The following is a 10,119-nucleotide window of genomic DNA, read 5'->3' on the forward strand; positions in this document are numbered from 1 at the left end:
CCCGTGATTACAAATCAGAAAAGTTGGTTTGGAGCGGAGATGCGACTTATCTCCGTTATTTTGTTTATTGTGGAGTTTGTAAGAGGTGCTGTTCTTGTTAGTTTGCTGCCTATTTTTGGGGCAAAGACTTTAGGTTTATCACCTGATGTAATTGGCGCTGCGATATCAGCTCACTATTTAACCGATACGCTGCTCAAAATGGCTATTGGCTATTTGCTCGATCGTTTCTCAACGCGGATCGTCGTTCAAGCAGGTTTAATTATTTCGCTGATCGGCATATATTTACTGCAATTCTCCGAGCTGCCATGGATGTTCATTGGTGCAGCCGCGCTATATGGCATCGGAATGTCACCGATCTGGATCGTATGCTTAACGAAAGTAACCGAGCAGCAGCGTGCAACCCAAATGGGAACGCTCTACACCATTTGGATGGTGGGACTAGGAAGCGGTCCAATCGTATGTAATATTCTGCTCGATTTCAGCGTATCTTTTACGTACAAGCTGCTTGTCAGCATGTCTGTGGCTGCATGCGTATTAACGCTTTTCATGAGCAAAGAAAGGGCTGCTGCATCAAACCGCATGCCATTTCGAACGCAGCTCGTCATTCTGAAGGAACGACTCGGCCATATGAAGATGCTGCTGCCGGGGATGATTTTGCAGACGACAGGCGCAAGCATGCTCGTTCCCATTTTACCAAGCTTCGCGAATCATGAGCTAGGTATCTCAGGCACGCAATACTCCATTCTTTTAACGGCGGGAGGGCTTTTTGCTGCAGGCGGACTCATTCCCATGGGGAAACTTGCCGATAAGCTGGTTAATAAAAAATGGTTTCTCGTGACTGGATTTGGAGCGTTTGCATTTGGTTTATATATGCTGGCATCAGGACTTTCGTTCTGGTATTGTTTACTAATAGCGGCTGCTCTTGGATTATCCTATTCTGCTATTTTGCCTGTTTGGAATGCGCTGCTGGCTGCCTATGTTCCACCTAATCAAGAGGGGCTTGGCTGGGGCGTATTATCCACCTTTGAAGGCATTGGCGTTATGATCGGCCCAGCTGCTGGCGGCTTAATCGCTGCTTGGAACGGAGAAGCATCCGTTTTTTGGACAAGCGCAATCCTCTTTGGATTGATCGGCTTATTTTATTTATGGTTCCCATTTCCGGCATTCGCTACAAATGTAAAAGCTACAAACAAGTAGAACGGGGTTAGATCTATGGATGATTGGCGCAACTGGCTTGAATACTTAAAACACTTGGATCTCGATTCAATCCAATGGACATTGGAAAGCTATTCGCAATGGGGGCCTTTTCCCGGCATTTTGCTTCCCATGCTTGAATCGTTTCTCCCTTTCCTCCCATTAATTCTTATCATTGCGGCTAATGCCAACATTTACGGCCTCGGCTTTGGATTTCTTTTTTCATGGATCGGTGTAAGCGCTGGTGCCTTCTGCGTATTTTGGATCAGTCGAAAGCTCGGACGTAATGTAAAAGGGAAACTAGAGCGAAGATTTCCAAAGTCGCAGCGGTTCTTCAATTGGGTTGAACGCCGCGGCTTCACGCCGCTATTCCTGCTGGCTTGCTTCCCTTTTACACCTTCAGTCGTCATAACTGTCGTATCCGGACTTAGCAAGGTGCCATTTCCTACTTTTATGCTCGCTACACTGCTTGGGAAGGCAGTTATGATATTTTGCATTTCATTGATTAGCTTCGATATTGGCAATTTAGTCAATGAGCCTTGGCGTATATTCGTCTCAATAACTGCTGTTCTGGTCATGTGGTTCGGGGGCAAACGTCTTGAATCCCGCTATCAGCTGAATGGGTGAGGTGATGGAGTATGTTTTCATGGACCATCTTGGCTAGCTTGCCTGTACATACGCCTCTCCCTCTCCTCACATGGTTTGATGCTTTGGCAACGACGGTCGTGCTGGTCATTGCATTTGCTTTGCTCGCTGGCATGTTTATGTTCATTCGAATTGTTACAGATGACTCAGATAAATTTAAGGACATGAAAGAGATGGTAGAGACGATCTTCGGAACGCCTGCCCATCTCCGTCCGAATCCCGAACAATCCTCCTCCATAAAAGAAGGCAAAGGCGAGCTCATACATGATGCCGCTGCTGCTAAAGCACCATTTTCCGAACCATGTCCCGCTTGCGATGAGATTGTCACTGAACGTGATTCGGTTTGCCCCTCATGCGGACTCCAGTTATTATAGATTGCTCCTGTTCTTCCACCTTGTACTCATACAATTCATCCTTTTGTGGCACACTGTTGAGGATCTTCTTCTGAAGATAAAGAAAATAAAAAAACGATGAGATTCTCGAGGAGGGTAACCACATGTCAGGCAAACAGCCATCCGATCAACAGAAGGCAGCAAGCAAGGCGCAATCCCGAGCAGACCGCAATCTAGCCAGCAAGTCGTCAGCGAGYGAACTGCAGTCAGATGCCGATCGTTCAGCTGTGCCGAAGCACGGATTATAAGGACAGGAAGGTTGGTTGACACCATATGAGCAATGATAATAACCATAATGAGATGAATCCCCTATCTGGTGAGCCTGTTGAAGTAAAAGGCACCTACCGCAACGAATGGGGACGTGAAGAGCAGCTCGAACGCGGAGATGTATTCCCAGCAGATCCAATGCTCGGAACAACCGAGTGGCAGCTCGTTGAGCTCTTCTTCAATAATCATCATGAGGGGCATACTGATCCGAGGCTGGTGCCGCATGACGATGACAATAACCCAGAGGCTCATATGCAGCATCCAAGGCGTCATGAAGGCAGCAACAAAACTGACGATGATCAGTAAACATTGAGCATGCTGTAATATAAGCAGAAAAACAGCAGGCAAGAACGCTCTTAAGCGGCGTTCTAACCTGCTGTTTTTGTTTTATTTGCTAAACTAATGAGCTAAATCCGTTCATGATGACTTTGGTCCATTCTCGGCCTCTTCAGCACAGCGCTTCGCGTTTTCCTCGCGCTGCGTCACTTGATCGAGCAGCTTCTCCAGTCGCCGCAAATGGTAGGCATATTCGAACAATGCCGAAGCGACAAAGACGAGACGTTTATGCTCGTCCGGATCTTCCAAAATGTACGCCGTCAATTCCTTCACAAATCGTGCTTCTCGTTCTTCCTCAGGCTCAATCAGCGCATTAGGCTTCATTTTCCCTTCAGCTTTCAACAAGATGTGCTCGTGATACTTCGATAAATCCTCAATTTGCCGATCGAAGCGCAGCGCCCACTCACTTGCACTTTGGGAGGAAAAATAATGCTCCTCCACCACATCGAGCAGATCAGCCCCTTTTTGCAGAGACTTAATCATTTGTTTCGATACAAGCAGTTGACGGGCATGGCTCGTCTTCGTCTTTGCAAGCACTTTGCGCTCCTCTTCGAATACGGTGTGGCGTTCCTCCAGCTTGTGCAGCGTATCGTGAAGCTTGTTCTTCTCTTGGCGGAAAACCTGCTCCTTCATCTCATTTGAAATGGCTGTGCGAAGCAGCAGAGAAAGCTGTGAATAGGCATGATGAACCTGTTCGGTAAATTGCTTCCTTGGCCGTGGAGGGAATACGAGCACGTTAACCGCAAATGATGCTCCAATCCCCGTTAGCACCATTAAAAATCTTCCTATTGCCACGTCCCAGCCTTGTCCATTCGCTTCCATAATGGCAACGACCGTAACCAGCGTCAGACTAATCGTGCTCTCCATCTTCAAGCGAATACTAATGAGAATGACTAGGATACATACAAGACCTGCCGCAATCGGCGTATGACCGAATAACCGAACGGCTACAATCGCCATTACAGCACCAAGCAGATTCGTTTGCACTTGATCCGCTACACGCTGCCATGAGCGGTAAATAGAAGGCTGAATCGTAAATATAGCTGCCACGGCAGCAATAAGCGGGGAAGCGAAGCCGAACAAGCTGCTCAAATAAATCGCTAAGGCAACAGCCATCCCCGTTTTTAAAACTCTTGCACCAATCGTCATGTTGATTCTGCCTCCGTCACCAGAAGTTCGGCTGAAGCCACCTCTCTTCCATTTACCCAAAGCGTTACAAGATGAAGCCCGCTATAATGCTTGCGCGTCGTTAAATCAGCAAAACGATGAGTGCGAACACTTGAAGCTGACGCTCCTCCGGCATACTCGCGATCCGATAGCAGGAAACGTTTCAATGAAGTTTTCCCTCCAGACTTCACGAATGCAATTCCATATTCGATACGCAGCTTGGCCGGCTCACCCTCACGCAGCTGTACGCGATAGCGTAAAGATACCTCACCGCCAATAGCAACCGTCTCTGGATCTGCCTCGATTGCAGCAAAAGCAACAAGCGGGTGTTCCTCCTCTTCTGCAGATGCGTGCTTCGCGTACCCAAACAATTCCATGATCTGCGGGCTTGATTGCTTAATCAGCGTACGGCAGCCATGACGAATGATCCAATCCGTCTTCGCATCATTGCCGATCCAAGCCTGCGCAAGCGATATGACAAGCTCGGGATGATCTTTCGCAATATCATTCAAGTTGTTAGCTACGCTCTTGCGCACATAAAGTGAATCATCACATTTGAGCTTCTCCAAAATCGGAACAATCGGCGATGGGTCTCGCTTAAAGAGCGGCAGCGCCTGCGCCCACGGCAGGCGTGGTCTTATGCCTTCGCTCGCGAGCCGCCTTACGTGCTCATTCGGATGATCTGCCCATATAAGCATTTGCTTAGCCATACGCTGTGGATCGGCAAGAATGAATGCTCTTATTGCAAATTCTGAGGTCGAATATTTCGTAAAGCGCTCCAGCGCGTCCAAAGACAGCTCCCAGTTTTGCGGCTCCAGTCCAAACACCTCGACGAAGTCCGGAAATATGATAAAAGGCAGCCCTGTGCATTTTTCATCTATTTGATATAAAACAGCTAGCGCTTTATCATATGCCTGCGGTAATGTAGCACCCAGCGCTTCTGTTATTTTTCGAGTTCGAGCCTTTAACTCTAATTGCTCCCAGTCACCATCCCTTACACGCTCTGCGAAAAGAACGGCGTCAAAAGGACTCCATGCTGACTTCAGCAAACCCGCAAATTTCTCCAAAAATAATCCATCGTACATAGCCTTAAGCGGTTCTGCCAAATTAATCCCCTCCTCCAGTTATTATACCGAAAAAACCGATTCGATCACTACTTGCATCCGTTATTCATTTATAACGGCGCTGCAAGCAGCAAAAAAGCTCCGAAACGCCCCTGCAGGAGCGCTCCCGAGCTTGTTTTATTTATAAAAATTAAATATAGCGCGCTATGATTCCAGACAACTGCTGCGCAATTGCGTTCGGCCCTGCTGAGAGCTGCTCATTCGTGAAGCGAGCCCGAACAAATGTCTCATCCATATCCATAGCCTCTGCAAAAAAGGATGATAACCCGCGTGCGCGCCGATCGATTTGGAGCACCAGCTCAAGCTCGCGATCCGATGGATAGAACATCACTTCCAGCTCGTCGAGCTGGCCTCGGAACTGCGAGGTCGGCACAAATTCCAGCTCTTGAATAAATGGCATTTTGCCGCCAAGACGGGAAGAGTAATCGCATTCTGCCTTGCGCAAACGGAAGCCGAGCACATTCAGCGCCTCCAGCACCGTGTTCATGGCGTGTGTCGGAACCACTTCGATTCGGTCATTATCACCAGGATCAACGCCTCCGCGAACGTCTAATTCCGTCTTCACCCATACCGGGGCGCGGCCAATTGTAAGCGGTGTTTGATGGGGCAGCTGAAAGGAGAAAGGCACCTCGCGATTTTCATTTGCCTGCAGTGTGAAGGGAGCGCTCACGTGATATCGTCCCACCACTCCCTGCTGCGTTATTTTACTGTCATTGCTCTCACGTATATATTCTGTCATGACCGATAGCTGTATCGTTTCAATTCGCTGCTCTACGTTGCCGCCTTGTATTTTGACGATACCTCGAACCTCTTCACCTGGTGCATAACGTGCTTTTTCTAATAGTGTATCAATCTTTGCTGAGCCAATACCGATGCTTGCCAAAAAACGATTAAACATCAAACCGACCTCCACTCAAATTATCTTCATTCCGAACTGCATAACCGTATTACGATGTCTTGAAAATTAAGTTTCAATTTCAAAAAGTCATCCTTCGGCGCGTGAAAAATTGTTGATTATGAATAGTGTGAACCCGTCTCTAATGGTCTGAATCATCTGATTGGCCTAGCTCGCTCTTTTTCTGATCCATCGGCAAATTCGGCTGCTCCATATACGGCAATTGGATGATGAAGGTCGTCCCGACTCCTAGCTTGCTTTCGGCCGTAATTTGTCCCTGATGATTATTAATAATTTTGAAAGTGACCATTAATCCAAGTCCGGTCCCTTTATCCTTTGTTGTATAAAAGGGTTGACCGATCTTCGACAGCTGCTCCGCAGGCATGCCTGATCCTTCATCTTTAATGCGTATCATTACTCCGCGATCAGGATCAAGCGACATATTAATCATGACAATGCCACCATTATGCATCGCTTCTATCGCATTTTTAAGCACGTTAATAAACGCTTGCTTTAATTGATTCTCAACACCGTATACCCACAATGGACGATAGTCAGAACGGAATTCAAGGATCACATTGTGCAAAATAGCTTGTGTCTCCAGTAAATTAACCGTGTCCGCCATTAATTGACGGCAATCTTTATGCACAAATTCATAAACCTGAGGCTTGGAGAGCATAAGTAGTTCGCTGACGATTGACTCGATACGGATGAGCTCTGTTTTCATAATGTCGTAAAAATGGTTGATATTGCCCCGGCCCGATGAAAGCAGCTGCATAAACCCTTTTAACGAGGTAAGCGGATTTCGAATTTCATGTGCAATGCCCGCCGCTAATTGACCTGCGACATAAAGCTTCTCAGAATTAATGAGCAGCTCCTCATTCTTCTTCCTCTCAGAAATATCCCGAATAATGACTTGTTCAATTTGTTTACCCGAGAAGGTAGAGCTCACCCGTACCATTTCTGTATGAAGCAGCGTCCCTTGCATGGACATCCATTGCAGCTCGATTGGCTTATTGGGCCCATCATCTCCTGCTTGGCCTGCCGTGAGCCATGCTTCCAGTTCATTATGATAGGGCTCTGCCAATAAATTATAAACATTCGAACCGATTATTTTATCCGCTGAATGCACTTCGAATAAACACAAGCCAGCACGGTTCATAAATTCCCATTTGCCATCGCTTATTAATGCTATCGTATCTATGGAATTCTCCACTAGAAGTTTATAACGCTCATTCATTTGAGTATATTTGTTGGATGCAAACCAGGTGGTAAGACTGAAGCTGAGGATAAATAAAGTAGATAAACCAAGTAAAGATGCAAGAATCAGCAAATGTTGGTTTAGAAGATCTGTAGATAAAACATCGCTATAATCAACCTGCAGCGCGTGCATGCCAACTTGATGAACGACTATATTAGACAATCCGAGTGAAAAGCAGCTTTTTATCTTATACCCTGACCCCTTTGTTTCCAGCCAATAAAAAGCCAAATATGCGCCAATAAAGTTGACTCCAAAGGAGATCCAATAAAGCGGCCAATCCATTTTTAGTATAACGACCGATTCAGAAAGCATCGACAAGTAATGAAGCATCGTAGCTCCCAGAGCCATTAATAGAGCTCCAACTAAGAAGCGTACCGATGAGAGATTTTTCTTTTGCATAACAACTAATGAGACATAAATGATAATGACACATGCGAATACTATAGGAAGCATGCTCCAATTCATAACCAATCTATAGTGGGATGCAAGCAACAAAACAACATGCATCGTCCATAGGCCTAGTCCAAATACGGCAGCGCCGCCAATAATCCAATTGAAGCCGTGTGTATGTTCATTTTGCAGAGGCTTTTCAATCATTTTCAGCATCGTATAGGAGGCAAAACACATGATGAAGAGTGATAAAATCAAATAGAATCCATTTCCGTTTATATCGAGGCCGCTCATAGAACTCCTTAAATAACCATTAATTTGCTTTCAAATAGTAAAATTCGACAAAATCCTTTAAAAACCTCTCTTTGTCCCGGCAATATTTCAATTTTTTGTAAGAAATCGAGAGTCAGTTTCTCTTCTGCTCATCTTCGGCTATTATGTTAGAATGACCTTAGTAGAAACAGGCGATAATAGTCTAATAGGATTGCTAGATTTGATCATTTCGCTTCGTAATAGCACGAGGCTTGCGTCAGACATTATTACTGCTTCTTAAAATGTGTAGGAGGAAAAGCAATGAAAATCATTAAAGAGTTTAAAGAGTTTGCAATGAGAGGCAATGTCATCGATTTAGCGGTCGGGGTCATTATCGGAGGAGCTTTTGGTAAAATCGTAACTTCTTTGGTTAACGATGTGATTATGCCGCCGATCGGTGTGGTTTTGGGAGGCGTCGATTTTAAGGATTTAAAAATTCCTCTTTATAGCAAAGAACACGCCGCCAGTGTCACCGCAAGCAATGGAGGCAAAATAGATGAAACCTTGCTGCCTACTATCAATTATGGCCAATTCATAAACGTTATGCTGGACTTTATCATCGTTGCATTCTGTATCTTTCTGCTTGTAAAAGTAATCAATGTGCTTCGCCGCAATGAGAAGAAGGAAGCTCCACCTGTTGAAGTGACCGAGAAGGATTGCCCTTACTGCTTGTCCAAAATCCCTGTGAAGGCTACTCGCTGCAAGCACTGTACATCCCAGCTAGAGGCTGCTGCACATGGCTGATGAGCTCTTTGACATTTATGACGAGCAGCTTCGGCCGCTGGGCACAGCAACACGCGCAGAGACGCATGCGAAAGGTTATTGGCACCGCAGCTTCCATTGCTGGCTGACGCGCCGTGAAGGAAACCGCAGGTTCGTGCGGTTTCAGCTGCGTCAGGCAGGCAAGGATACAAATCCGGGCTGCTATGATATCACGGCGGCCGGTCATTTGAGTGCGGGCGAAACGATTCGCGAGGCCATTCGTGAGCTTGAGGAAGAACTAGGGGTTTCCGCCTCATTTGAACAGCTCATACCACTTGGGCAAATCAGAGAAAATATTAGCGGTGAAGTAAATGGAATCCCCTTTATCGACCGTGAGGTCAGTGACGTTTTTGGCCTTGTGTGCGAGCTGCCTTTGACAGAACTTCTGCTGCAGCCTGAAGAAGTGGCCGGCGTTTATGAGGCTGATCTAGATGAGCTGATTGCATTGTTTGAAGGCTCTTTATCTGCGGTTTCTGCGTCAGGTGTTGAGCTCGGCGATCAGAATGAGCAGCTGACGATTGTCCAGCGCTCTGTTTCGGCGAAGCAATTCGTTCCTCGCGAGTTTTCTTATTATACGAGCGTACTTCAGGCTCTGCACGGTTGTACTTAAGGGATGCCCTGCTTTTGCTAGCTGGATCGCGAACGCCCATTGTTCGCTCCCAATTGCTATACCACTGGTCAATTAAGCCATGGATATTATAAAATTCAGTATGGCGCGGCGCTAGGTCAAAATCATTCAGCTCGGGCTGATTGTACAGCCTCGCCGCCATTTCATGAAAACACCCGTGAAGATTGTACTCAATAAAGCTGCCCAGCTGATCGGCTGTAGCGAATGAACGCGGATTGTTCTGTACTCGCTGCTCTGCGCCTGGATTAAAGCAGGAGGAACGCCTGATCTCCTCAGGCACTTGGTTCCAGCCAGCAATCCAGCTGCGGTCATAGCCCATCGAATCATGCCAGCTGTATACCCTATTAATAAAATCTCGATGAAATCGCAGAAACCGATCGCCATAACCCGGCGGCGGTATCGTTCCCGGAACCAAATGATTCGTATGATGCCATACGCGGTGCTCATCTAACAACGCTTGCGGAAAATTAGGTATTCGCGGCATCCTCTTTCCCTCCAAACTTATACATGATTCTCGTCTCTCACTCCTATAACGTATGCAGCCCATACAACTCCTGTGATATGCCTCCTTTTTAAATAACAAAAAGGACTGCCAACATGATATGCTCCCCAAATAGTAGACAGGTGAAATAATAAAAAACCTGTTGCTATGAGGGGAGCATTTTCATTTCTAAAATTAAATATTCCGCATCAGAGAAACGTACCATTATCGAAGAGATCAAAAGTGGCGAGCTTGGCTTTATGGC

The 10,119-nt window shown here is 46.4% G+C and carries 12 protein-coding genes; 7 read left to right on the forward strand and 5 right to left on the reverse strand.

Annotation, left to right across the window (positions count from 1 at the left end; genetic code table 11):
- The first annotated feature begins 3 nt into the window (after positions 1–3).
- From AB4Z45_RS05385 to AB4Z45_RS05405, 5 genes are all read left to right on the forward strand, one after another.
- Positions 4–1,197, forward strand: coding sequence for an MFS transporter (locus AB4Z45_RS05385; protein WP_441908225.1), 1,194 nt, complete (start codon positions 4–6; stop codon positions 1,195–1,197).
- A 15-nt stretch (positions 1,198–1,212) separates the two neighbouring features.
- A complete protein-coding gene (locus AB4Z45_RS05390; protein WP_076268400.1) occupies positions 1,213–1,821 on the forward strand; it encodes a TVP38/TMEM64 family protein in 609 nt (202 codons plus the stop codon).
- Positions 1,822–1,832: 11 nt separating this feature from the next.
- The gene (locus tag AB4Z45_RS05395) at positions 1,833–2,213 is read left to right on the forward strand and encodes a zinc ribbon domain-containing protein (protein ID WP_441908226.1); all 381 of its coding nucleotides are present in this window, start codon (positions 1,833–1,835) and stop codon (positions 2,211–2,213) included.
- Between the two features lie 122 nt (positions 2,214–2,335).
- Complete coding sequence (locus tag AB4Z45_RS05400; RefSeq protein ID WP_179089810.1) at positions 2,336–2,479, forward strand: hypothetical protein; 144 nt, start codon at positions 2,336–2,338, stop codon at positions 2,477–2,479.
- Between the two features lie 25 nt (positions 2,480–2,504).
- Positions 2,505–2,804 (forward strand): transposase, encoded by a 300-nt coding sequence (locus tag AB4Z45_RS05405; protein WP_339206509.1) that lies wholly within the window; start codon positions 2,505–2,507, stop codon positions 2,802–2,804.
- Between the two features lie 111 nt (positions 2,805–2,915).
- Here AB4Z45_RS05405 and AB4Z45_RS05410 read toward each other — a convergent pair whose 3' ends face one another.
- The 4 genes from AB4Z45_RS05410 to AB4Z45_RS05425 form a co-directional block, all read right to left on the reverse strand.
- Positions 2,916–3,983 carry an FUSC family protein gene (locus AB4Z45_RS05410; RefSeq protein ID WP_441908227.1) on the reverse strand — a complete coding sequence of 356 codons (1,068 nt, stop codon included), beginning with the start codon at positions 3,981–3,983 and terminating at the stop codon, positions 2,916–2,918.
- The gene (locus AB4Z45_RS05415; protein ID WP_441908228.1) at positions 3,980–5,107 is read right to left on the reverse strand and encodes a DNA alkylation repair protein; all 1,128 of its coding nucleotides are present in this window, start codon (positions 5,105–5,107) and stop codon (positions 3,980–3,982) included. Before AB4Z45_RS05415 ends, AB4Z45_RS05410 begins: the two co-directional genes overlap by 4 nt.
- A 148-nt stretch (positions 5,108–5,255) precedes the next feature.
- Complete coding sequence (locus tag AB4Z45_RS05420; RefSeq protein ID WP_441908229.1) at positions 5,256–6,023, reverse strand: sporulation protein; 768 nt, start codon at positions 6,021–6,023, stop codon at positions 5,256–5,258.
- A 139-nt stretch (positions 6,024–6,162) separates the two neighbouring features.
- On the reverse strand, positions 6,163–7,965 hold the full coding sequence (locus tag AB4Z45_RS05425) for an ATP-binding protein (RefSeq protein ID WP_441908230.1): 1,803 nt from the start codon (positions 7,963–7,965) through the stop codon (positions 6,163–6,165).
- A gap of 279 nt (positions 7,966–8,244) precedes the next feature.
- On the opposite strand from AB4Z45_RS05425, the gene mscL reads away from it, so the two are divergent.
- On the forward strand, positions 8,245–8,727 hold the full coding sequence (mscL, locus tag AB4Z45_RS05430) for a large-conductance mechanosensitive channel protein MscL (RefSeq protein WP_339206503.1): 483 nt from the start codon (positions 8,245–8,247) through the stop codon (positions 8,725–8,727).
- Positions 8,720–9,355, forward strand: a complete 636-nt coding sequence (locus AB4Z45_RS05435) for an NUDIX hydrolase (RefSeq protein WP_441908231.1) — start codon at positions 8,720–8,722, stop codon at positions 9,353–9,355. Before mscL ends, AB4Z45_RS05435 begins: the two co-directional genes overlap by 8 nt.
- Before the next feature lie 126 nt (positions 9,356–9,481).
- Here AB4Z45_RS05435 and AB4Z45_RS05440 read toward each other — a convergent pair whose 3' ends face one another.
- Entirely contained in the window at positions 9,482–9,820 is a 339-nt protein-coding gene (locus AB4Z45_RS05440; RefSeq protein ID WP_441908232.1) for a hypothetical protein, read from the reverse strand.
- Positions 9,821–10,119: the final 299 nt, after the last annotated feature.

The sequence above is a fragment of the Paenibacillus sp. MCAF9 genome (assembly GCF_052114265.1).
Classification (GTDB): Bacteria; Bacillota; Bacilli; order Paenibacillales; family Paenibacillaceae; genus Pristimantibacillus.

Excerpts from the sequence above, each read along its gene's own strand:
- AB4Z45_RS05435 (WP_441908231.1), top strand. The coding sequence starts at position 8,720 with ATGGCTGATGAGCTCTTTGACATTTATGACGAGCAGCTTCGGCCGCTG.
- AB4Z45_RS05390 (WP_076268400.1), top strand. The coding sequence starts at position 1,213 with ATGGATGATTGGCGCAACTGGCTTGAATACTTAAAACACTTGGATCTC.
- mscL (WP_339206503.1), top strand. The coding sequence starts at position 8,245 with ATGAAAATCATTAAAGAGTTTAAAGAGTTTGCAATGAGAGGCAATGTC.
- AB4Z45_RS05425 (WP_441908230.1), bottom strand. The coding sequence starts at position 7,965 with ATGAGCGGCCTCGATATAAACGGAAATGGATTCTATTTGATTTTATCA.
- AB4Z45_RS05420 (WP_441908229.1), bottom strand. The coding sequence starts at position 6,023 with ATGTTTAATCGTTTTTTGGCAAGCATCGGTATTGGCTCAGCAAAGATT.
- AB4Z45_RS05405 (WP_339206509.1), top strand. The coding sequence starts at position 2,505 with ATGAGCAATGATAATAACCATAATGAGATGAATCCCCTATCTGGTGAG.
- AB4Z45_RS05440 (WP_441908232.1), bottom strand. The coding sequence starts at position 9,820 with ATGAGCACCGCGTATGGCATCATACGAATCATTTGGTTCCGGGAACGA.
- AB4Z45_RS05410 (WP_441908227.1), bottom strand. The coding sequence starts at position 3,983 with ATGACGATTGGTGCAAGAGTTTTAAAAACGGGGATGGCTGTTGCCTTA.
- AB4Z45_RS05395 (WP_441908226.1), top strand. The coding sequence starts at position 1,833 with ATGTTTTCATGGACCATCTTGGCTAGCTTGCCTGTACATACGCCTCTC.